The following is a 21,542-nucleotide window of genomic DNA, read 5'->3' on the forward strand; positions in this document are numbered from 1 at the left end:
ATGCCAGACTACACTGGGTTTCCAAAAACCGCTTTTTAGGAGCAACGAAGCATGTCGATGGCTGATCGCGATGGCGTTATCTGGTTGGATGGTGAAATGGTTCCCTGGCGCGATGCCAAAACCCACGTCCTCACCCACACTCTGCATTACGGTATGGGCTGTTTTGAAGGGGTACGCGCTTATAACACTGAAAACGGCCCGGCAATTTTTCGCTTGCAAGACCATACGGACCGCCTGTTCCGCTCTGCCCATATTCTGAACATGAAAATGCCGTTCAGCAAAGAAGAGCTGAACGAGGCCCAGTGTGCGGCTGTTCGAGAGAACAACCTCGACGAAGCCTACCTGCGCCCCATGGCGTTTCTGGGCTCCGAGGGCATGGGTCTGCGTGCAGACAACCTGAAGGTGCATGTGATGATCGCCGCCTGGAGCTGGCCTTCGTACATGTCGCCAGAAGCCAAAGAAATCGGCATCAAGGTTCGCACCTCCTCATACACTCGCCACCACGTGAACATCACCATGTGCAAGGCGAAGGCAAACGGCAACTACATCAACTCCATGCTGGCGTTGAATGAAGCCATTGCCAGTGGTTGTGAAGAAGCCCTGTTGCTGGATAACGAAGGCTATGTAGCGGAAGGCTCAGGGGAGAACGTCTTTATCATGCGCAATGGCGTTCTGCACACACCAGAGCTGACCTCCTGCCTGGAAGGCATTACCCGCCAGACCATTCTGGATTTTGCGGCAGAACTGAACATTCCCGTAAAAGAGCGCCGTATTACCCGCGATGAAGTTTATGTTGCGGACGAGGCCTTCTTTACCGGCACAGCTGCCGAAGTGCTACCGATTCGCGAGCTGGACGGCCGTGCGATTGGCGCTGGCAAGCGTGGGCCGGTTACTGAGAAGTTGCAGGCTATGTATTTTGATGCGGTTAAGGGGAAGTTGCCGCAGCATGGGGATTGGCTGACGCACGTCAAAAACTGAGTGCGAGTGATTCGATTGTTGCCGTTTGCGATAGCGTAGCGGCCTACAAGTATTTAAATTCATTAAATTGACAGGTGCATGAAATGGCTGACGTCATTAAAGTTCCGGTTTCTTTCGGCGAAGTCCTCGACAAGATCACCATCCTGGAAATTAAATCCGAGCGCATCAAGGATGATGCCAAGGTGCGAAATGTCAGGCTTGAACTGGATGAATTAAGCGCAACCTGGAACGAAGCGGTAAAAGATCAGGGCGCAATCGCAGAGCTGCGTAAGCAGTTGAAAGCGGTTAATGAAGAGCTTTGGGTTATTGAAGACGATATCCGGGATGAAGAAGCAAAGCAGGATTTCGGCCCGAAGTTTATTGAATTGGCGCGCGCGGTGTACGTCACCAACGATAAACGGGCGGAATTGAAAAAAGACATAAATCTGGCGCTTGGGTCACGGTTTGTAGAAGAGAAATCTTATCAGGATTACACAGCCAGAAAGTAAACTGGCCCAGACGAAAAAGGCGCCCAGAGAGCGCCTTTTTTTATCCGCGATACAGGTCATAGCCTTTTTCTTTGTACCAGGCCTGCCACTTCAATTGCCGCCTCAATTTTTTCAGGCGTGATATGGACATATACGCCTTCAGGTAATCACCAAGGCCCGGTTTTGTTCTTGGAGATTCATCGAGCTTATCAGCAAAGCGGTCGTATTCTCCCGCAAGCGGATGGAAGCGCACCCTTCGCCATGGCTTGTCCCAGCCAATGTAGTGGATGATACCGGGTGATAGCGTGGCCTCGGCAATCTCGCTTTGTGGGAAGGCCGCAGTTTGCTCACTAGGCCGGTACAGCCCGGTTTGATGGTTCCACTTCAGGTGCAGGTGTTTCCACTTGTCATGAAGCACACCATTGAGCGCACATTGGTCGTTGGTGCTTATTCTGTCGGGGTTTTCCTTTTTGAATTTGAACACTTTCTTCGGTATGCCATCGCGCCGCCAGAGATCAAGATTGATCAGTAGCATGCCGGAATTAAAGTACTCATTCTGCGGAATTCCGAGTTTCTTGTAGGTGTGGCCTGACAGGTTTTCGACAGCACCAACATGGAAATCTGAAATGTCAGTTTCCCACAATTCGATGATGTCGCCTTTGACGATCATATCGCAGTCCAGATAGAGGACTTTGTGCACGGAGTCATCAAATATTTCAGGAATGGAAATCCGGTAATAAGCCGATGAGGTTATGTGTTTGGTTGTTGGTAGGTTGTCATATCGATCACTGTTGAAAGTAACAAAATCGACACCCGCTGCGCCCAGCTTCCTGACTTCCCGGTTCATACTGTCTTTGTTTTCGTCGGATATTCCGCCATCCAGGCAAAACAGTGAGATACGCTCCGGCGCCGAGCAATTGGCCAGCAGCGAATAGAACAGAACAGTCAGGTGAGGGGCGTAATTATCATCAGAGCTTGCAATAATACCGACTGCGTCGGCTGGCAGGCTCCGGCGCTGCTCATCACTCATGGTTGGCGTTACTCTGTTGGAAACTTTTAATATCGGATTGCCGTTTGTAGGCTTTCCAGCGCTGTCTCAAAGCGAAAAAATACTTGAGGTAGATCTTTAGCGATGCATCAGGCGCGGGGAGATCCGCCCAAGGTGTTTGTTTTACAAACGCCTTATGTTGGGTTTTGAAAGGATGAAAACAATAGATCGTCCAGGGTTTTTTCTTGCCGGTAAAATGCACAATTTCCGGGTTCAGAATCGCTCTTTCCATGCTTGTCTGCGAGTAGGAGCTGCCCTCATGATACTTTTTGACAACTTTGTATATATCAGACTGTTGATTCCACTCCGGCCCTAGCCGCAGCCAGCGGCCTCTCAGAACTGCGTTCAGGCTGCACTGGTCAACATACTGCAGTCGGTGCGCATTTTCCCTTGCGTAGTCGGTAACCTGATGATGGACTCCCTCTCGTCGCCAGCCCTCAAGATCTATTAACAGGACGCCCGAGTTAAAGTACTCAGTGCGTGGTAAGCCAATGTCCTTACAAGCTGTTGGCGACAGGTTTTCAACAGCCGCAACGAGATTGCCTTCAAGGTCTACTTGCCACAATTTCTCGAGATTGCCGAGAACCAATGTGTCGCAATCTATATAGATGATTCGCCTGATATCTGAAGGAATGTATTCGGGCAAGTTGATGCGTTGGTACACAGCCTCCCCATACCGCAGTGTGGGCAGGCCCCGGTAAAGTGCATCATCAGGTTGATGAACTTCGAGTTGGCTATTGTTCCTGCTGATGAGATCTTGCAACTTACGAATACTTGCGGACGAGATACTGCAGTTGATCAGGTGAAACGTGATCGGTGTTCCCGGCGTTGAGGTCAGCGCCGACAGCATCATGACGGCAGCGTACGGGACATAGTTTTCGTCACAGCAGGCAGCAATATGGATTCGGCGGGTCATGGGTTTACGCCCTCATTATGTGATTGAAGATAAAAAGAGTATATAAAGCCTCCCACAACGGCATTGATATAGTGCCCTGTGGTGTAGAGGGCATACGACTCAAAAAGATTGATGACTATCCAGAATCCGAAAAAACTGCATGCAAAAATGAAAACGTCGTTGGGCATTCGGCCTTTTCGATGGGCGATAAAGGTAGCGACTCCCATCCAGATTACCATAGCTAATAGAATCGCTGATCCTGCTAGGCCATTAGCGACAATGGATTCAACGAATGAATTGTGTAGGTGGCCAAAACTTTTCTTGAACTGATCGGAGAAAAAAACGGATCGATTGATCAAGTCTTCGGCGCTGCCGGGCCCCCAGCCCACCAAAGGACGCTCTTTAAACCACTCCAACGCGACTCGCCAAGAATATAACCGAATACCATGGCTGGTACGGGGGTCGAAGCTGTAATCTTGCAGGGTGATGTATTGTTCTACAGTAAAAGTCTGGCTATTGAATAGAGCTTTGACCCGTTCTGAAGCGCCCAGCCCAGCAAGTAAAGCGCCAAATAGGAGCAGTAACGCCACAATAAAAATAGCTTTACGTTTCTTGTTGCGACAGGATAAATCTTTTTTTCTCCACATGAGAAACGCAGCCGCCACAAGGCCAAGATTGCCGGCCACGAGAATGCCTAGCCAAGCGGCGCGAGTCTGTGTGGCGATAAACCCAGTGGCGAGCACGGCAAACGTAAGAGCGACAAGGGCGATCTTCGCACGGTGCCAACGATGTGAGCTACCCTTGATGACCCGGTCGATAAAACACACAGTGCCTATCAAGGCCGTTCCTAGGAACATAGCTGCGTGCTGGGCATTGTGGATACCAAAGTCTGTCCGTTTTCCTGCCAAGGCGTTGTTCCAGTAGCCGCTTCCGGTATTTGAAAATAAATAGACGGCCAGCCCGAGCATGCTCAAGAGCAGAAAAGCCCAGCGGTAAGGGCGCGCAATAACACCCATGCCAAGAGCAACCATGAACACCATTATTGGCTTCATAAAATATCGTGTTTCACGGATTTCCGGATCGATGCCCGGCGGTAAGGTATAGGCGTACCATAGCCTTGCTAGAATGAGGAAACCCAGCATTGCTATACATGCTAGGAAGAGCGGGTCATGGAGAACGCAGATCTTCAACTCTGATTTTCTGCCTGGAACCAGAGCCAGCCAGAGAAAAGCCAGAATCATTACGCTTTCGGCCCCGCGATACGCTGCGAGCACTGGGAGGTAGCAAAAGATGTAGGTTGCGAGAGCCACAACGAACAGTGCTTCGCCGTGGTTTTTCTTAAACAGCAAGGATGCGGGTGTTGATGATGGAGGGGCATTAGTCATTGGATGGTTTTCCACTCTGCTGCGCTATCCATTCATCAAGCGTCGCACAGGCCTCATCCACCTCGATCAGATCCATAGCGCCCTCAAATTCCGCTTTGGCTCCCCAGCGGGCCTCATCGACAGACTTCCCTGTATATTTCTTTAGAGCTTCCGGATAACGGTTAACGCACCATTGCAGCGAATTGTATGGGCCGGAGCGGTACGGATTGCTCGCGGCAAACAAACCCAGCACATCAGTATCTACAGCGCTGGCAATGTGGGCTGGCCCTGTGTCTGGCGCAACCGCCAAATCGGCGTGAGTCAGCAGGGCCGTTAGTTGCTTCAGGGTGTCCTTGCCGCAGATGTTGTGAGCTTTTTCTTTCATTGCGGCTTCAATGGTTGCGCAGTAATCCACCTCAAATGGTGCCGGGCTCCCAACCAGAATAACCTTCATTCCATGCACTCTTATTGCATGATCTGCCAATTGTGCATAACGCTCTGGTGGCCAGTTTCGCAATTTGTGGCTGGCACAGGGGCTGATAACCAGGTTTTTGCGCCCCCCCGCCAGATGGGTGTGTGCAAATTGGTGGTCAGCGTCTGACAGTGGAATGTGCCAGCGGGGTGGCGCAGCCTTGAGGCCTAACGGCTCCAGAAAGCTCGCCAGACAATCCCTGACATGCTGTTGTGGGGCTGGAGCTATCCGCTTGTTAATAAACAGGCCATGCAGGTCTTTACTGCGAGCTTTGTCGTAGCCGACTTTGACCTTTGCCGGGATCAGTGCTGCGGCCAGATTGGCTCTCAGCGCTACCTGCATGTGCAGCAGCGCATCAAACTGGCGGCCTCTTATTTTCTTTCGCAGATCCGCATAACCCTGGCGACCAGCTTTCTTGTCGAAAATGATGAACTCCACGCCTGGCAAGTCGCCAATGAGCTTGGCTTCAAGCTTGCCAATGACCCAGGTAATGTTGACGCCCGGTAGCTGCTCCTGAAGGCTTAGAACAACCGGGATGACGTGTGTAACGTCACCGATGGCGGATAGGCGAAGTATGCAGATAGACTTCATCGAGTATTTATCCGTTGCAGGTAAATAGACCCTTTTGTGGAGCTGAGCCCTAGTTAGTTGGTAAACTGGCCGCCATTCTATCCTACTCGTTAGTATACGTCCTACGGCGTTGGGCTAGCGGTATCTTTGGGCGAAGGCTGCCGGGGAACCATGACCGAGTCTGAGAAGGTTATACGTGATGATGGTGCCGTAGCGTTAGTGCATCCAGATTACCGGGAACGAGTAAAGCTTGACTGGTTTAGTGCCAGTTACTGGGGAAAGAGTGCCCGGCAGGTCAGCAGTGGTGGCCGGGGGGGGGCTTGGTTTATTCAAGCTGGTGATCTTGATCTGGTTCTTCGGGAGTACCGGCGAGGCGGTCTGGCAGCTCGGATTTCCCAAAAGACCTATGTTTATACTAAGGAACGGGCTGTCCGGTCTTTTTCAGAGTTTCGTCTCCTCCAAAAGCTACACGGGATGGATTTCCCAGTGCCGAAGCCCGTGGCTGCTCTGTATAAGAAAACATCTTTGATTCAATATCAGGCATCCATAATTGTAGAGCGCCTCAGGGATGCAATTACGCTTGCCGAGGTAGTAGGGAGTCTAGACACAAACGACTGGCAAAATTTAGGGGTTGTGATTCGTGCTTTTCACGAAGCTAATGTGCGGCATGCTGATCTGAACTGTTTTAATGTGATGGTTCACGATGGGCGCTTCTATCTGATTGATTTTGATAGGGGCAGGATTATGCCTGAGAATTCTGACCCGAATTGGAAAACCGCAAACCTTGAGCGCTTTGCCCGGTCACTGAGAAAGGTGGCCGGTGAGAGAATCCAGGCCAGAATCTGGGATAGTTTTATAATTGGGTACAAGAGGAGTCCTGCTGCTTGACTGATATAAACCCTGAGAAGGGCCTACCGACAATACTTTGCCTCACTGATTCGTGTGACCTTCCTGAGTCTGAGTTATTTATCGGGCTAAAAAATGCGGGCTTTGATATTGATGTGATGTGTAACCCGAAAGGCCGGAATTACCAGCGCCTGGTTGATGAGGGGCTGGTTGCGCAGCCAATGGCTCTGAAAAGTCGTTTCGATAAGGCGGGTACAGCAGCTATTCATGATCAGTTGACGAAGAAAGACTATGACATTATCCACGCATATAATCCCCGGTCTTTAGCGTGTGGGTTGCGGGCTTCAAAGGGAACCGATATACGAGTGGTGGCATATCGTGGTGTGATCGGGAATATCAGTTTCCTGAACCCGGAATCCTGGATTACGTTTCTGCACCCGCGGGTAAGCACGATTGTATGTGTGGCCGATGCGATTAAAGATCATTTGGCAAGTTTGCGCTTTTTATGGATGCGTATACCAGATACTAAATTACGGCGTATTTATAAAGGGCATGATTTGGCTTGGTACCAAGAAACCCCGGCAGACCTTAGCGAATTTGGTATTCCGAAGGATGCTCTTGTTATCTGTTGTACCGGTCGCAACGTTCCAAGAAAGGGTGTTGATGATCTGATCAATGCGTTGGGGCTATTGCCAAAAGAGACAAACGTGCATCTGCTGCTCGTTGGTGATGTGATCGAGAACCAGGAAATAAAGTCTCTGGCAAATCAGTCCACCTTTGCGGATCGAATACACTTTACCGGTTACCGCAATGATGCTCCTGCTCTAGCTGCAGCAAGTCACGTTTTTGTGCTGCCTTCAAAAGGGAGAGAGGGGCTACCCAGGGCGGTGATTGAGGCCATGGCTTATGGGGTGGCGCCCGTTGTTACAAATGTTGGGGGGATGCCTGAGCTGGTGGAGGACGGGGTGAGTGGTCTTGTCGTGCCTCCGGAGGATCCTGAGAGTTTGGCTGCTGCCATCGCGCGCTTGATAAATGATCCTGGTCTGGCTCAAAAACTGGGAGCTTCGGCTAGAGCGCGAATTGCCAGTGACTTTCATACGTCACAAACGGTTGCTCAAACAGCAAAACTCTACGTGGAACTGTCGGGTAGCGAATAAGGTCTGGCTTCGATTGCAGCACACATTAAAATCTTTTCGGACATTGGAGTAAAAGATGGGCATAGATAGTTTACATGCAGGGAAGTGTTATCAGTGCCCAACTCTTTAAAAAAAGCGCCTATTAAGGTGTTGGTGTTAACACTACCCCAGTCTGAGGACAGGCAAACTCGAATTGAGGCGGCCCTGACAAATGCCGGTATAGATTTCGAGTTTTTTTGGGGAGTTGACGGTAGAACGGATCGTGACCCGGTGTTTGCAATGTATGACAAGCCCAAGCGCGTTTGGCTGAAAGGTCAGCCCATGAGCCAAGGGCAGCTTGGTTGTTTTGCCAGCCATTACAATATATGGAAACGCTGTGTTGAGGAGGGCGCAAACTATGTTGTGCTCGAAGATGACGTCTTGTTTGATGCGCCCTTACTGAAGCAGTTTCTTGAAGATGCGCTTGGCTTTCCAAGACGTCTTGAATGCTTAAGGCTCTTCAAGAACAAAACACGAAACCATAAAACTACTAACCTTGGCTCTACCGGACGCTTCGATATCCTTAGGTACACAAAAGGGCCCATGAGCACCATGGGATATTACATAACGCCAGCGGCGGCAGAAAAATTTCTTGTTGCGTCTAACCCGATATTCTTGTCAGTGGATATCTATATGGATCGATACTGGGTGAATGGTGTCCAGTGTCTTGGTGTACAGCCTGCGATTGTGACGCATGATTATGGGTTTGAGTCCATTATCGGGTATGGCGAAAAGGTTGGCCGGCGGCCGTTGTTTGTTCGCTTAATCAGGGAGGCTTTTACTCTGACTGAAAGATTGAGACGGTTTTACTACAACCTTCGGGTGGGGAATGTGGCAATAGAAAAGAAGATCCTTGGTGATGACTGAGAGCATTCACGCTATCTGGTTAGGTAAACGTATGCCTCCGCTATCCCATGCCTGCCTGGATGACTGGAAAAAAATGGGGTTTAGCTATCAACTTTGGACGGAGGATAACCCACAGATTCGGAGCTGGATTGATAACTGCGAGTTTGCGAAGGAATGCTATGATCGTAAACTTTTCGATTTTGTTTCAGGCTATCTTCGATTGGAAGAGCTACAAAAAGAGGGAAGGCCCTACCTAGACACTGGTGTGACAATTCGCCGTGATCCGTTTCCCCTATTTTCGGGGAGGAGCTTTGTGGCTGGTTCGTACATTCCAGTAGCAATGAGGTGGGGTTGGAGCCAGGCGTATTTAAGGGGAAAGAGTTCCTGATGCGGCGCTATCTCTTTTTTGTTAACCAGTCCTATTCGTACTCAATTCTGCGACCACTCCAAAGCGAGATAGAGCGCCGAGGCGATGAGGCAGCCTGGTTTGTAGCAGGCTGTAGTGCAGCCCCACTCACTACTACAGAGCGGCGGTTGCTTACGGTTCGTGAGGTGCAAGAATATAATCCTGATGCTGTATTTGTGCCAGGTGACTGGGTTCCGCCCTGGTTTCCTGGCCTCAAGGTGAAGGTTTTTCACGGTTTTCCTATTAACAAGCGTGGCGTAGATCCGGCCAAACAGTCCCATTACCGTATTCGTGGATGGTTTGATCTGTACTGCACCATGTCCGATATAGATACAGAGCGCTTTGAACAGCTTGCGATTGAAAAACCGCATTTCGCTGTGAGGAAAACCGGTTGGCCAAAGCTAGATGGTGTTATAAGGCCGAAAACGAAAAAGCAAAAAGAGGATCTGTTTTGTGAAGCATCCTTACCTGTTGTCTTCTACGCTTCCACTTTTACCAGAGGTGTAACCTCAGCCCCCGACTTATTGACCACGATCAAGGCTTTGCGGGATTCGGGGGAGTGGAACCTGGTGGTGACACTCCACCCCAAAATGCCTGAAGAGACGGCCGACCGATACCGGGCACTTCAGAGTTCGCGACTGATTTTTCTTGAAAGTACTGAGGATTTCGTCCCATACATGCGGCTGGCGGATGTTATGCTTTGCGATACCTCGTCCATCATGAATGAGTTCATGGTACTGGATATTCCGGTTGTTACCTTGCGAACCAGGATACCGGGGCCGCAGGTCATTGATGTTCAGGAACCGGAAAATGTGCCCGCGGCCTTGAATCAGGCCCTTCGGCGTGATGAGCAACTAATTGCCAGCATGCGCCAGTATATTAAATCACTACATTCGTTTGATGACGGGCACTCGTCACCGCGGGTACTGGATGCGGTAGAGGGATTGTTTGAGAGCCCTCCGCAGCTTCAAAGAAAACCATTGAATGCCTGGCGCTGGCTCCGATTAAAGTTCAAATTCAGGAAGATACTGCGTGAGCAGGCGGATCAGGACAGGCGCGATAACTGCGCCTGAGCCACCCGCAACCCCTGGCTGAGCCTTCTTTTAGTGCTTTGGCTTCACCCTTTTGCTAAGGGTCCAGAGGCCGGCGTATTTGTTGAAAGAGCCCTGTGCGTAGGTCACTGCAACCAGAAAGCCAACAGATCCATCCAGAAAGCCAAAGCGGATTATGTAAACCTGTAAAAACGTTAGCAGGCCTCGAAATGCCGGGTAAATCAGGGTGCGTGTTCTCTTACCTTTTCGGAACTTTTCCTGAGAGCCCAGCCAAGCGTACTTGGCACTTTTTTCAAGTGCATGCCCGAAATGCCGGTGGGTGTAATGGGTCAGGCGCCCTCGCAGGGTTTTGGTTTTACGCCCTTCCGGAACCAGAATTTTTTCGTGCACCAATGCACTGGAAAAGCGAACACCTTCACGGCGGAACAGGCGCAGTGGCGCTCGGCCGCTTCGGCCAAAATCAAGCCTTGTACCATACAGTGTGACAGCCCAAGGGAGCTTGTAAGCATCTGCGTCGGGATCGGCTAGCCGGTGGTTGATTTCACGGGCCAGTTCCGGCGTGATACGTTCATCGGCATCCAGTGACAGCACCCAGTCGCCCGTGGCTTTCTCCAGAGCTCTCTGTTTCTGAACACCAAAGCCCGGCCAGTCGGTGACCTCAAGAATGTCCGCATACTGCTTGGCAATTTCAACGGTTCTGTCCGTGCTTCCGCTATCCAGAACGATAATTTCGTCAGCAACCAGCCTGGCCGACTTCAGGCAGTCGGCAATGTGGTCTTCCTCGTTTTTTGTGATGATTGTTGCCGATACGGTTTTGGTCCGTTGCCGCACGTAAGAGGTGCCCAGCTCGTTGAAAAGTGCAGCGGCAGTGCCGGCAACCGATACCAGGTAGAAGGTCAGGAACAGCGTTCGGTTAAAGGTAGCTTCGGTCAGCCCAAAGAGGAGGTAACCGACACTGATTAGTGAGCCTGACACTGCAAGATGCGCCGTAGCTGTATGTGTACTGAACAGGTGTCGTGCAAAAATCGTCAAAGGTATGAATATCAGGAATGCCCAACTCAGAATGCCCGGGATACCGCTAGTAGCGGCAATGTTGAGCAAATCGTTATGGGCGTGGCCAGTACAGCAGTCTATCAGTGCGGCAGACGACTCCCCGGAGGCAACTGAAGCCTCGATTTCCTGGGCGTAACCCCCAAGCCCGACGCCGGTCCATGGGTTTTCAGCGAACATCCCCCAAGCCAACTCCCACACCTCCATCCGGATTGTAATGGCCGAATCCGGGGAGTCATTCTGCAGAAGGCCTGCAATTTGCCCTGACATCCGATCGTTGGTTGCAATGGCCGTCACAACCAGCACAGGAATAACGATCATGCTGATGATGCGAAGATTTCTGCTCAGCAGCGGCACCAGAAGGAGCAGGAAGAATGGTAAGGCAACAAGGTTGCTTCGGGTTTGCGATAGCATGGCGACCGCGGCAGTTCCGGCCCCCATAATGATCAAGATAAGGGCAAGAGAGCGCCGCTTGCTGCGGTAGAAAAACAATCCGCCCGTCAGGGTGAGAAAGCTGCCCAGTAACGCGATATTCCCAAAGCTGATCGGGTTTATTCCTCCGCCAAAGCGGTTGTTAAGAAGAGGATCTAGTGAGCCTTGGTTCGCAATCACCGCTGAACCCAGCAAGCCAAAAACAGCTGCTGCCAGAAGCCCTGCACTGGCAAACAGCGTATTTGCTCCCAATCGGGCGTAGCTCAGGGCAATTATCAGAGGCCAGAACAAGATGAAGCGGGCATGGGTACCAAACGTTTTGCCGCCCTCATAACTGAAACCTTCTATGGCCCAAGAGCAAAAACTCACGAGTACGAAAAACCAGAAGGCAAAATGCAGCAGGCGAAGCTCTTTGGGCTTATCCCACCCGGCCTGGTACAGGGATTTTCGGAGGCTGATTACGATGCCTGTTATGGCAAGCAATAGCGTGGCGGCTGCCAAGACGCTGGATGACAGAAGCGCGCCCGCCACACCGATTACAAAAAACAGATGAACAGGCATTTGGGAATGATTTGTCATGTCAGCATACCCGGTCCGGGTTGTAGGGATTGATTTCACCCGGTGGGCGGTGCCGCAAGCGTTTGTATTCCCATTGATACTGCCCCGGAATATCCCGAATACACTGTTCAATAGACTGGTTCAGGGCGGTTGTTGCTGCTACCGAATCCTTGCTATCCAAGCCCGGTTCGGTTTTGCGTACTACAATCCGAAAGCCCTGAGCGTTCTCTAGCCGCTCGGCGTAGGTAATCAGGACCTTGGCGCCAGTTCGTTGCATTAGCTTTGAAACTAAGGTCATGGTTTTGACTTCCATGCCAAAAAAGGGCGCAAAGGCATTGCCTTTGCCACGCGGGGACTGGTCAGGAAGAATGCCAGCAACACCGCCCTCCCGGAGGATCGATCCCAGCCGTACAAGGCCCCGCCTGTCGCCGCGCACGAGTTCGGAGCCAAGCCTGCCTCGTACACGGGTCATGTAGTCTTCGAACTCGGGCATGTTGGGCGGGCTGTAAAGGGCGGCCATTTTGTAACGAGATGAAAAAAACAACCCCGCCAGCTCCCAGCTGCCAAGGTGCGGCGCGAGAAGGATCAATCCGCTACCATCAGCCATTGCCTCATCAATGAGCTCAAGCCCTACAGTTTCACGGACCAGTCCAAGGCATTTTTCAACCGGCCATTCCCACATCAGAGGAACTTCCAGCATGGTCATGCCTGTACTGATCAGCGATTCCTTCGCCAGGTCTGCACGCTCAGTGGGTGAGAGTTCAGGGAGGCAGATCGTGAGGTTAATGTCGGTAACTTCACGAGCTTTCAGCGGCAGCCTCCACATAAGCAGGCCGATAAATTTGCCAATGCGCTGAGCATTTGCCAGAGAAAGCTTGCCTGCGATACGCAGTAGACCTGCAACAAAAAAATATTTCAGCTTACTCATTTTCTGCCATACCGGTCTTCGTATCTGACAATGTCATCCTCACCAAGATAGGAACCGGACTGAACCTCAATCAGTTCCAGATCAATAACCCCGGGGTTTTCCAAAGAGTGCACCTGGCCTATGGGGATGTAAGTGGACTGGTTTTCAGTAACGAGATAGGTTTTTTCGCCGTTGGTTACCCGCGCAGTGCCACTGACAATAATCCAGTGCTCGGCGCGATGATGGTGCATCTGAACCGATAGCTTGGCGCCGGGTTTTACCGTGATCCGCTTTACCTGGTAGCGCGGCCCACTGTCTATGGAGTCGTATACACCCCAAGGGCGGTAAACCTCACGGTGATTCATATGCTCATGTCGGCCATCGTTGCGAATCTGCTCAACCACAGCTTTTACATCCTGCACTTTGTCTTTGTGAGCAACAAGAATCGCATCGTTGGTCTCAATGAGGACGAGGTCATCTACACCGATGGTCGCAACAAGGCGGCTGTCTGCGCGAACCAGCGTGTTGCTGGTTTGGTGGGCGATCACATCGCCGCTGAGACTGTTTCCATCAGAATCTTTTTCGCTAACATCCCAAAGTGCAGACCAGGAACCGATGTCGCTCCACCCGGCGTCCAGGGAAACAACCACAGCGTGATCGGTTTTCTCCATCACGGCATAGTCGATAGATTCAGAGGGACAGTTGGCAAACAGCTCCGGGCTCACCCGTATAAAGTGAAGGTCCTCGCTGGTATCTGCCATCGCGGCGCGGCAGGCAGATAAAATGTCAGGGCGGTGCAGTTCCAGTTCTGCCAGGTACTGCCGGGCACTGAACAGAAACATGCCGCTGTTCCAGAGATACTCTCCGGATTCGAGATAGGTTTTAGCGGTCTCAATGTCGGGCTTTTCTACAAAGCTGTCAACAGAGTAACAATCGGCGGCCAGTTCATTGCTACGATGTATATAGCCATACCCGGTTTCAGGTTGATGTGGGACTATGCCGAAGGTGACAAGCTTGCCTTCTTTAGCCAGAGGGATGGCCTTTGCTACGCCCGCCTGGAACGCGTCGACATCTGTGATCAGATGGTCGGCGGCAAGAACCAGCATCAGTGGGTCATCTCCACCTGCGCTCTCACACAGCTGAAGTGCCGCCAATGCGATGGCAGGCGCGGTGTTGCGACCGCAGGGTTCAAGGATGATGCAGCTATCTTCATGGCCGGATTGCCGCATTTGTTCCGCCGCCAGAAAACGGTGCTCTTCATTGCAGATCAGGAGTGGTTTTTGGGCGTCCATTCCGTCAAGCCGGGCCACCGTTGACTGAAGCATTGAGAGGGGCCCGTCTGTCAGTTTGAGAAACTGTTTAGGGTTCAATTGTCGTGACAGCGGCCAAAGTCGCGAGCCGGTACCGCCAGCCATAATGACGGGATGAATCATGAGCTTACTCCGGGCTTGATTGAGTTTGTGAGAGCGTTCCTGAACCCTGCATTCAAAGGTGGAATCTTACCATACGGATTGAGCATCGACAGCGCAGCTGCACCGTGCCGCGCCCCCCGTCGCAGAAGTCATAGTTGTTGCGACGCTTCCCAGGTTTGTTTTCTGTCACTGAGCTCCCATGCAATTCGCTTGTAGAAGCGATTGATGCGTCTCGTTATATACCGCTTTCGCCATGCCGGAATCGCTGCAAGCTGGTTCTGAGCATCGGGTGCTCCAAGGCCATCGACCAGGAACAGCTCTGGCTGATTGTTACGTTGGGCAATTACCAGGTTGTGGGGCAGGAGATTGCGGGTCAATATGCCCGTTGCCTCAAGCCACGCACAGAATCGCTCCGAAGCGGCTTTTATGGGTGCGTCAAAACCGTGTTGCTTCAGATAGTTCTCAAGCGTTTCGGCAGGATTGCCGTGATCATCCAGAAGGAGCTCACTTTCGTTAGCTGCGCCGAGCGATGTTAGTGTTTCGCCGTAGAATCGCGGGAGATGTTTCCAGACACTGCTTTCGTGGCCGTGTTTGATCAACGATACTATTGCACTCTGCCGGTGGGCACGTTGTTCCTGTGTATTGTCGTTGATCCTGGACTTGCCGAGCAGTTTCTTCAGAGGCATCTGCCGCTGATAACGAGCTTCTATATTTTCAGGGCGAATCACCTTCAGGCAGCGGCCAGGGGTATCTGGATGCAGATAGCAATGGCGGTTGTAGCCCGAAGCAAAGGGCGTTTGATCTGAAAGGTCTATCACGGCAGTGTTTGTTCTCATCGGATATAGTGGCTGATTGCCGAGATGACTCCCATCACTGGCAATTCGTTATGTTGGCAACTGGAGCCTGATGGTTATGGGTTTTTCTGAGGTATCCAAGCTTTGTTTGGCGTTTGGGGATTGTAACACAGAGGGTTTTGGAACCCTTGAAGGCCCGGTCTGGGCTGAGCAGGTTGCAGACGCGCTGGAGCTTGAGTTCAAAAATTGCGGGCACACGATGAGCACGACCCGGGAACTGCTGCAGTATGCAGCAGCGTTTCCTCCATCCGAATGTGCTCTGGTGTTTGTCCAGTACGGGCTGGTGGACTCCTGGCTGACGTTTCGTGGTGCGCCTTATGTGCTTTATTACCCTGACAACCCGCGCCGGAAACTGGCGCGAAAACTGGTAAAGAAACTAAAGAAATGGGCGCGCACTTTGCAGCTTCAAAAAAAGCTGGGGGCTGTCGAGCAAGTCCCGTTGGAAGAGTACATTGAAAACGTGCGGACCGTACTGAAGTCTGCCCCGAACAGTCAGTTTGTGTTGGTGGCAACGGCCCCGAACCGTGACACATCCCGAAACCCCAGAATTCTGAGATATAACGCTGCCCTTTCAAACCTTGCAGGCGAGGAACAAAACGCACTCTATGCTGATGCCTGGAATGAGCTCTGGAATAATCTTGATACATGCCTGATGGATGATGGAACGCATCTTACAGCCCAGGGGCACCACATTGTTGCCAATTGTGTTCAGAATGCTATCAGGCGCGGGAGTTTGCGTTGAGAAGCTCGTAATAAAAAACCTCTGTCCGTTTTGCCATAGCTTCCAGTGTCAGCTCCCGCGAAGCATACTCAAAACACGCTTTCTGGCTTTTTTTCAGGCTTTCGGGGTCTGCAAGTTGCACTGACAACAGAGCCTGCAATGCACTCAGGTCTGTGGCGGTTGCCAGACTTTCGGCAGGTAGCAACTCAAGCGCACCATTGACAGGCGTTGATAGTACGGGGCACCTTGCCAACAAGGCCTCGACAAGAGTATAGGGAAAACCTTCGCGCTCGGAACTGATTACGCATACAGAGGCCTGATCAAGCCAGGCTGTGGGATTCTCTTCGTGGCCGGTTAACTTTATGAAACTGTCAGCACCGAGGTGTTGGATCAGTGTCTTTAACCTGTCTGCCTCGGAGCCATCGCCCAGAATATACAGCGGCAGTGTCGGCGTTAGTGCTGCCCATGCAGAAATCAGGTTGCTGAACTGCTTGACCGGCTCAAGGCGACCTATGGCCACGGCAAAAACTTGAGCTCTCGGTATTGGATGCGTTGCTTTAGTTTTTTTGCTTTGAGGATTGAGCCCATTGTGAATCAGTTTTGTGCAGGGGTGAGATAACACCTGGTGAATACCTTTGCTCACGGCAATCACACCATCAAGTTTGTCGAAATCCTTATGGCTGGATTTGGTACCGTGGACAGTTCCCACCGTTACGATTGCCGGAGTTCCTGCCGCTGAAATCAGGGCGGCCGCCTTATTGCCTTGGGCATGGAGTACATCGGGTGATAATTTGCGAAGCACGTGCCTTAAGCGCAGCTTCAGAAGAGGGTTACGTCTTCCCCACTGAAACGGTAATGGGTGGAAGGTGACTTCAGGCGAAAAGCGATGCCGGTAATCGGGGTGTGCCATAACGTGCACTTTGTGCCCGCAACGTGCGAGTTGCTCCGAAAGGTCGGCCGTATGCTTCTCCATGCCTCCCCAGCTACCTCCTGGAGTGGCAATCAGCTGGGCAATGGTAAGTCGGTCGGGGGCGTTCATGGCGAGGCGGCTGCTTTGGCAAGAACATTGCGGTAAACCTCCAGTGTCGACTCCGTTTGCGCCTGAAGACGAAACCTGAAGGGGATTTCGATATTTGATGTTTCTTCGGTCAACAGCCGCAGCGCAACCCCGGCAAATTCCTGAGTGTCATCAGGCGCTACAAGCCCGTCGCGAAAACATGCCTGAAGTGTTTCTGCGGCGCCACCACGATTAAACGCAACCACGGGCGTGCCGGAAGAAAGTGCTTCGGTAACGGTGCGGCCGAAGGGCTCAGCTTTTGTCGACATGTGGCACACCAGGTCGGCGAACAGATAAAGCTCCGCCATATCATCCCGCTGGCCGAGGAAGGTTACCTTATCGGTAAGCCCGAGCTTTGAGCGGTGCTGCTCCAGCTCTTGCATAAAGCGCTCTTTTCCCGGCTCTGCACCGCCAACAATAATGCCGTGGCAGTCTGGCTTTTCGCGGGTGATCTCTGCCATGGCGTCAAGAAACTGCAACTGGCCTTTCCAGCGGGAAATGCGCCCTGGCATCATCAGAATGCGCTTGCCCTCAAGCTGCGGGAATTGCACAAACAGCCCCTGCCGCCATGTTTCGCTCAGCTCCCGTTGCTGAAAATAACCCACATCCACGCCGCGCTGAATCACCGTCAACTTTCGTTCCGGAACCTGATAATTGTCGATGACGTAGTTCCGCACGCAATTCGATACTGCAATGACATGATCGGATTTTGCCATGATGGCACTGTACGGATTCACCGAGTACATGCCGTGGAAGGTTGAAACAACGGCCGGTTGCTGATGTGATGGCAGGCCTTTCCATGCCAGGCGCACGATCCAGGCAGGCATGCGTGAACGCACGTGAATGATGTCTGGCTGCAGTTCGCGGATCAGGTTTCGCATGGGGCGAATTTGCCCGAACGACGCGGGCGATTTGCGGTGGATGGGCATTTGGATGTGCGTCGAACCTTGCTCTTGCAGGTGCTTTGCCAGTGGGCCACCGCTGGAAACGACAAAAGACTCGTGGCCGTGTCGCACCAGATCCGCCGCAAATTCCACGGTGCCCCGCTCTACACCGCCACTATAGAGGGCTGGCAATGCCTGAAGAATTCTCAAGGTGTCGCTCCCTTTCGTTTTTTCTGCGTTCCGGCACTTGCGGTAAGCCAGCGCTGGATTACCCACTGTGCGGCCCGGTCTGCTTCCCAGAGAGATTTCTCCTGGCCAGTTTTACCACCCATCACCGCAGCATGATCGCTCCAGCGAGCCACGTAACCTGCTTCAAGCAACCTTTGGATGCCATTGACAACTCGGCTGCCAGAACGCCCTGATAACTGGAACAGCCCGGTTGGCACGCCGGATGTTGTGGCTTCGCACACCATGGACATGCTGTCGGGTGTTACCCAGATAGCTTTGGATGCGGCAATGCGGTGGTTGAGCCAGTCTTCGTGGGTGTTGTCCGGGTTTGCCACGGTGGTTCGTGGGCCTGAAAGCTCATCCAACCTCGCCCTGAGGGCGCCCGGTGTTCGCCGGGAACCACTGATCGTCCAGCGCCATTGTGGGTATTCGCCCATCAGGTGGGTCACTTGCCCGAAGACAACGTCATCGTCCCAGTCGTAATGAGGGGATGGGCCGCCGAGCAACAACAAGGCTTCGGGCTTTTCAGTAATTCGGGCGAGGGGGGTGACGGAGTTAATAACGCCTTCTGTAACCAGGGTGTCCCGATTCGGTGCAATGCCATCATGGGCAGGAATAATGGAACCATCAACCCAGCTGCGCGGGAAGCCGGGCTTCATAAGAACCAGGGTTTTGGTTTTCCTGACCCGCCTCAAAGAGAGTAGAAGCCTGTGAGTGCCGGTGCCAGCAGCAATGATCAGGTCCGGGTGGGGGAGCGACTTGTCCAGTGCAGGAGGTACCGCTAGTAACGCCCGCCACAGCGGAACGCTGATGTCATCAGCATTAACCCAGAACAGGCTGGCGCCGGCTTTGACCCTTAAGCGGTTGCCCAGGCCTTTCAGCTGATTCCGGTGCCCGGGTTTATTGTCTGTAAGCAGCCAGATAACAGGTGTTGTTGACACGTTATTTGTCGCCATAGAAGCCTGGATCGCTTTTGTCTGGACGCGTTTTGAAGCGCCGGTGCATCCAGAGATACTGATCTGGTGCGCGCCGGATTTCCCGTTCAAGAACCCGGTTGATTTCGGTAGCGTCCTGCAAGTCATCGTCGCTTGGAAACGGTTCCAGTGGTGGGTGAAAGTAAATGTCGTAGCCGGGCTTGTCTTCCCGTCGGAAGTGGCTGAAAGGAACCACTTTGCACTGGCTGCGCGCAGCAATGCGGGAGGTGGCCGTAATAGTGCCTGTTGGTATGCCAAAAAAAGGTGCGAAGACAATATCTTTGCGGCCATAGTCCTGGTCTGCGGCGTACCACACAGTCCGATTTTTTTTAAGGCTGCGGAACAGGCCTCGAAGATCCCGGGCGCCCAGAACGGTTCCATACCGGCGCTCTCTTGCGCGGGTCATAACGGCATTCATAAGAGGGTTGTTGTGATCCCTTTGCATTACATCTGCCTCAATATACTCTGTGACCAGGCTGCCGCCGAGGTCCAGAGTGCTGTAGTGTCCCCCCAGTAGCAACACCCCCTTGCCCTCAGCCAAGGCCTTGTCAAGGTGCTCCTTGCCGTGAACTTTGGTTATGCCTGTAAGTTTCGCAGGGTTTCGGAACCAGGCTATACCCAGCTCCATCAGGCCAATGCCGTTCGCAATAAAGGCGTTTCGAACAAGAGCACCCTGTTGCGCCTGAGTGAGCTCAGGGAAGCAAAGCCGTATATTCACTTCGGTGATATGGCGTCGTTTGGCGGCAAGGCGCAAGGCCAGAAGCCCGATACACTTACCCAGCCACCACTGAAACCGGATGGGTAGTTGGGCTGTACACCACATTGCGGCTATGCCTGCCCAGGTTGGCCACCAGCGGGGATGGCGATAGGTTGAGTAGTCCGTGTTGCGCGGTTGCTTGCGATATTTCTTTTTCACTTGAAATTTGTCCTGCGAGCTCAGTGGGTTGCTGGCCGGCCCATGTTGCCCGGCAGAACCAGCCAGAAGCAAACGATAAGGCTTTGCGATATGATACCGCACTGATTTTCAAGGGGTACTGTGTGCTTCAATTTATCTATTCACAGCTTATACGCTTGGCATTGCCGTTTATTCTTCTGCGACTGTGGTGGCAGGGCCGCCAGGCGCCTGAGCTACGCATCAACTGGCAGCAGCGTTTAGGCTTTGTGCCCCAAACCAGCGGTACGGTGATTTGGGTGCATGCTGTATCAGTAGGCGAAACAATTGCGGCTGCGCCTATGGTTCGGCGGTTACTCGCCCGTAATCCCGATATTACCATTCTGATGACGGCCATGACGGACACAGGGCTGGCACAGGCCATGAAGATGTTTGGCGACCAGGTTCAGTATGCGTACGCACCCTATGATACCCCCGGGGCGATTCGCCGTTTTCTGAACCGGGTCAATCCGAGAATTCTGGTTATTATGGAAACGGAAATCTGGCCGAACATGATTCGCCAGAGCCGTTCCCGAGGGGTTCCTGTTTTCCTTATCAACGCCAGACTCTCCGAGCGCTCAGCACAGGGTTATGAGCGCATTAAGCGCCTCGCTGTGCCGATTATGCGCAGCATCAGTTGGGTGGCTGCCCAGGCTGAAAAGGATGCGGAGCGCTTTCGAAGAATCGGCGTCGCGGCGGCCAAGGTGGCTGTCACCGGCAGCGTAAAGTTTGATGTGGACATTCCTGATTCAGTGCGAGAGGCATCGCAGCAGCTAAAGAGCCGTCTTTCTTTGCGACCAGTGTGGATTGCTGGCAGCACACATGAAGGTGAAGATGCCCAGTTGCTGGCGGCACATAAGCAGCTTTTGCAGCACAAACCCGATGCATTATTGATTATCGTGCCCCGCCACCCTGAGCGCTTTGAATCTGTAGCAGAGCTTATTGGTCGCCAGGGTTTCTCTTTGGCACGGCGTTCTTTAGGTGGCGAACCCTCGCAGGCGCAAGTATATCTGGGCGATACCATGGGAGAACTGATGATGCTCTATGGGGCCAGTGAGATTGCGTTTGTGGGCGGCTCGTTAATTGAGCGTGGTGGTCACAACCCATTGGAGCCGGCAGGCTGGGGGATCCCCGTTATATCAGGGCACAATGTATTTAATTTTGAAACCATCTATCAGAGGCTTTGCGATGATGGTGGGGTAACAATGGTCAACGATGGTGATGAGTTGTTTACTCACCTGCTTGCGCTATTCAGTAATGCAGATGAGCGCCAGGCCCGTGGTCAGCGCGCATTATCGGTAGTTAATAACAACAAGGGGGCGCTGGACAGGGTGGTCGACGGAATTATCGCAAGGGTTTGATTGATAGCAGGGCGAGGAGCCATTGGCTCCACACCCCGCTGTCGATCGGTGTCT

General features: G+C 52.4%; 20 protein-coding genes. 8 read left to right on the forward strand and 12 right to left on the reverse strand.

Annotated features, from left to right (window positions below; genetic code table 11):
- Window positions 1–51 precede the first annotated feature (51 nt).
- Both CDH47_RS16225 and CDH47_RS16230 read left to right on the forward strand, forming a co-directional pair.
- Window positions 52–978 (forward strand): branched-chain amino acid transaminase, encoded by a 927-nt coding sequence (locus tag CDH47_RS16225; protein WP_100641214.1) that lies wholly within the window; start codon window positions 52–54, stop codon window positions 976–978.
- Window positions 979–1,061: 83 nt separating this feature from the next.
- Window positions 1,062–1,466 carry a DUF6165 family protein gene (locus tag CDH47_RS16230; RefSeq protein WP_100641216.1) on the forward strand — a complete coding sequence of 135 codons (405 nt, stop codon included), beginning with the start codon at window positions 1,062–1,064 and terminating at the stop codon, window positions 1,464–1,466.
- A 40-nt stretch (window positions 1,467–1,506) separates the two neighbouring features.
- Here the strand turns inward: CDH47_RS16230 and CDH47_RS16235 are convergent, their stop codons facing one another.
- The 4 genes from CDH47_RS16235 to CDH47_RS16250 are packed head-to-tail and all read right to left on the reverse strand — an operon-like array spanning window position 1,507 to window position 5,815.
- Window positions 1,507–2,475 carry a glycosyltransferase family 8 protein gene (locus CDH47_RS16235; RefSeq protein WP_100641218.1) on the reverse strand — a complete coding sequence of 323 codons (969 nt, stop codon included), beginning with the start codon at window positions 2,473–2,475 and terminating at the stop codon, window positions 1,507–1,509.
- Window positions 2,468–3,409, reverse strand: a complete 942-nt coding sequence (locus tag CDH47_RS16240; protein WP_100641220.1) for a glycosyltransferase family 8 protein — start codon at window positions 3,407–3,409, stop codon at window positions 2,468–2,470. The genes CDH47_RS16235 and CDH47_RS16240 overlap by 8 nt, the downstream gene beginning before the upstream one ends.
- Window positions 3,406–4,773 (reverse strand): O-antigen ligase family protein, encoded by a 1,368-nt coding sequence (locus CDH47_RS16245; RefSeq protein WP_100641222.1) that lies wholly within the window; start codon window positions 4,771–4,773, stop codon window positions 3,406–3,408. Before CDH47_RS16245 ends, CDH47_RS16240 begins: the two co-directional genes overlap by 4 nt.
- Window positions 4,766–5,815, reverse strand: coding sequence for a glycosyltransferase family 9 protein (locus CDH47_RS16250; RefSeq protein ID WP_100641224.1), 1,050 nt, complete (start codon window positions 5,813–5,815; stop codon window positions 4,766–4,768). Before CDH47_RS16250 ends, CDH47_RS16245 begins: the two co-directional genes overlap by 8 nt.
- 150 nt (window positions 5,816–5,965) lie before the next feature.
- Here CDH47_RS16250 and CDH47_RS16255 point away from each other — a divergent pair, with 150 nt between their 5' ends.
- The 4 genes from CDH47_RS16255 to CDH47_RS16275 all read left to right on the forward strand — a co-directional run bounded on the left by CDH47_RS16255 (window position 5,966) and on the right by CDH47_RS16275 (window position 10,140).
- A complete protein-coding gene (locus tag CDH47_RS16255) occupies window positions 5,966–6,682 on the forward strand; it encodes a 3-deoxy-D-manno-octulosonic acid kinase (RefSeq protein ID WP_100641226.1) in 717 nt (238 codons plus the stop codon).
- Window positions 6,679–7,797, forward strand: coding sequence for a glycosyltransferase family 4 protein (locus CDH47_RS16260; protein WP_100641228.1), 1,119 nt, complete (start codon window positions 6,679–6,681; stop codon window positions 7,795–7,797). Before CDH47_RS16255 ends, CDH47_RS16260 begins: the two co-directional genes overlap by 4 nt.
- 84 nt (window positions 7,798–7,881) lie before the next feature.
- The gene (locus CDH47_RS16265) at window positions 7,882–8,682 is read left to right on the forward strand and encodes a glycosyltransferase family 25 protein (protein ID WP_100641230.1); all 801 of its coding nucleotides are present in this window, start codon (window positions 7,882–7,884) and stop codon (window positions 8,680–8,682) included.
- Window positions 8,683–9,048: 366 nt separating this feature from the next.
- A complete protein-coding gene (locus CDH47_RS16275) occupies window positions 9,049–10,140 on the forward strand; it encodes a UDP-N-acetylglucosamine 2-epimerase (RefSeq protein ID WP_100641234.1) in 1,092 nt (363 codons plus the stop codon).
- A 30-nt stretch (window positions 10,141–10,170) separates the two neighbouring features.
- Here the strand turns inward: CDH47_RS16275 and CDH47_RS16280 are convergent, their stop codons facing one another.
- The 4 genes from CDH47_RS16280 to CDH47_RS16295 form a co-directional block, all read right to left on the reverse strand.
- Window positions 10,171–12,180, reverse strand: a complete 2,010-nt coding sequence (locus CDH47_RS16280) for an O-antigen ligase family protein (RefSeq protein WP_100641236.1) — start codon at window positions 12,178–12,180, stop codon at window positions 10,171–10,173.
- Between the two features lies 1 nt (window position 12,181).
- Window positions 12,182–13,087 carry a lysophospholipid acyltransferase family protein gene (locus CDH47_RS16285; RefSeq protein ID WP_100641238.1) on the reverse strand — a complete coding sequence of 302 codons (906 nt, stop codon included), beginning with the start codon at window positions 13,085–13,087 and terminating at the stop codon, window positions 12,182–12,184.
- Window positions 13,084–14,499 (reverse strand): mannose-1-phosphate guanylyltransferase/mannose-6-phosphate isomerase, encoded by a 1,416-nt coding sequence (locus tag CDH47_RS16290; protein ID WP_100641239.1) that lies wholly within the window; start codon window positions 14,497–14,499, stop codon window positions 13,084–13,086. Before CDH47_RS16290 ends, CDH47_RS16285 begins: the two co-directional genes overlap by 4 nt.
- A gap of 128 nt (window positions 14,500–14,627) precedes the next feature.
- On the reverse strand, window positions 14,628–15,314 hold the full coding sequence (locus CDH47_RS16295; protein ID WP_239985862.1) for a YrbL family protein: 687 nt from the start codon (window positions 15,312–15,314) through the stop codon (window positions 14,628–14,630).
- A gap of 76 nt (window positions 15,315–15,390) precedes the next feature.
- On the opposite strand from CDH47_RS16295, the gene CDH47_RS16300 reads away from it, so the two are divergent.
- Window positions 15,391–16,074, forward strand: a complete 684-nt coding sequence (locus tag CDH47_RS16300) for an SGNH/GDSL hydrolase family protein (RefSeq protein ID WP_100641303.1) — start codon at window positions 15,391–15,393, stop codon at window positions 16,072–16,074.
- On the opposite strand, the gene CDH47_RS16305 is transcribed toward CDH47_RS16300, so the two are convergent.
- Genes CDH47_RS16305 through lpxL form a run of 4 tightly spaced genes read right to left on the reverse strand, consistent with a single transcriptional unit; the run spans window position 16,052 to window position 20,112 of the window.
- The gene (locus tag CDH47_RS16305; protein ID WP_100641241.1) at window positions 16,052–17,092 is read right to left on the reverse strand and encodes a glycosyltransferase; all 1,041 of its coding nucleotides are present in this window, start codon (window positions 17,090–17,092) and stop codon (window positions 16,052–16,054) included. The two genes, CDH47_RS16300 and CDH47_RS16305, sit on opposite strands and share 23 nt — an antisense overlap.
- A complete protein-coding gene (locus CDH47_RS16310) occupies window positions 17,089–18,204 on the reverse strand; it encodes a glycosyltransferase family 4 protein (protein WP_100641243.1) in 1,116 nt (371 codons plus the stop codon). The genes CDH47_RS16305 and CDH47_RS16310 overlap by 4 nt, the downstream gene beginning before the upstream one ends.
- Window positions 18,201–19,163: a mitochondrial fission ELM1 family protein gene (locus tag CDH47_RS16315; RefSeq protein ID WP_420843691.1), complete on the reverse strand. Its 963-nt coding sequence runs from the start codon at window positions 19,161–19,163 to the stop codon at window positions 18,201–18,203. Before CDH47_RS16315 ends, CDH47_RS16310 begins: the two co-directional genes overlap by 4 nt.
- Window position 19,164: 1 nt before the next feature.
- A complete protein-coding gene (gene lpxL / locus CDH47_RS16320; protein ID WP_100641247.1) occupies window positions 19,165–20,112 on the reverse strand; it encodes an LpxL/LpxP family Kdo(2)-lipid IV(A) lauroyl/palmitoleoyl acyltransferase in 948 nt (315 codons plus the stop codon).
- 122 nt (window positions 20,113–20,234) lie between these two features.
- Here lpxL and waaA point away from each other — a divergent pair, with 122 nt between their 5' ends.
- Window positions 20,235–21,488: a lipid IV(A) 3-deoxy-D-manno-octulosonic acid transferase gene (gene waaA / locus CDH47_RS16325; protein WP_100641304.1), complete on the forward strand. Its 1,254-nt coding sequence runs from the start codon at window positions 20,235–20,237 to the stop codon at window positions 21,486–21,488.
- Window positions 21,489–21,542 lie beyond the last annotated feature (54 nt).

The organism is Marinobacter salexigens, from assembly GCF_002806945.1.
GTDB lineage: Bacteria > Pseudomonadota > Gammaproteobacteria > Pseudomonadales > Oleiphilaceae > Marinobacter > Marinobacter salexigens.

What these genes read in the sequence shown, in the direction of transcription:
- CDH47_RS16225 (WP_100641214.1), top strand. Translation starts at nt 52, where the DNA reads ATGTCGATGGCTGATCGCGATGGCGTTATCTGGTTGGATGGTGAAATG.
- CDH47_RS16230 (WP_100641216.1), top strand. Translation starts at nt 1,062, where the DNA reads ATGGCTGACGTCATTAAAGTTCCGGTTTCTTTCGGCGAAGTCCTCGAC.
- CDH47_RS16235 (WP_100641218.1), bottom strand. Translation starts at nt 2,475, where the DNA reads ATGAGTGATGAGCAGCGCCGGAGCCTGCCAGCCGACGCAGTCGGTATT.
- CDH47_RS16240 (WP_100641220.1), bottom strand. Translation starts at nt 3,409, where the DNA reads ATGACCCGCCGAATCCATATTGCTGCCTGCTGTGACGAAAACTATGTC.
- CDH47_RS16245 (WP_100641222.1), bottom strand. Translation starts at nt 4,773, where the DNA reads ATGACTAATGCCCCTCCATCATCAACACCCGCATCCTTGCTGTTTAAG.
- CDH47_RS16250 (WP_100641224.1), bottom strand. Translation starts at nt 5,815, where the DNA reads ATGAAGTCTATCTGCATACTTCGCCTATCCGCCATCGGTGACGTTACA.
- CDH47_RS16255 (WP_100641226.1), top strand. Translation starts at nt 5,966, where the DNA reads ATGACCGAGTCTGAGAAGGTTATACGTGATGATGGTGCCGTAGCGTTA.
- CDH47_RS16275 (WP_100641234.1), top strand. Translation starts at nt 9,049, where the DNA reads ATGCGGCGCTATCTCTTTTTTGTTAACCAGTCCTATTCGTACTCAATT.
- CDH47_RS16280 (WP_100641236.1), bottom strand. Translation starts at nt 12,180, where the DNA reads ATGACAAATCATTCCCAAATGCCTGTTCATCTGTTTTTTGTAATCGGT.
- CDH47_RS16285 (WP_100641238.1), bottom strand. Translation starts at nt 13,087, where the DNA reads ATGAGTAAGCTGAAATATTTTTTTGTTGCAGGTCTACTGCGTATCGCA.
- CDH47_RS16290 (WP_100641239.1), bottom strand. Translation starts at nt 14,499, where the DNA reads ATGATTCATCCCGTCATTATGGCTGGCGGTACCGGCTCGCGACTTTGG.
- CDH47_RS16295 (WP_239985862.1), bottom strand. Translation starts at nt 15,314, where the DNA reads ATGAGAACAAACACTGCCGTGATAGACCTTTCAGATCAAACGCCCTTT.
- CDH47_RS16300 (WP_100641303.1), top strand. Translation starts at nt 15,391, where the DNA reads ATGGGTTTTTCTGAGGTATCCAAGCTTTGTTTGGCGTTTGGGGATTGT.
- CDH47_RS16305 (WP_100641241.1), bottom strand. Translation starts at nt 17,092, where the DNA reads ATGAACGCCCCCGACCGACTTACCATTGCCCAGCTGATTGCCACTCCA.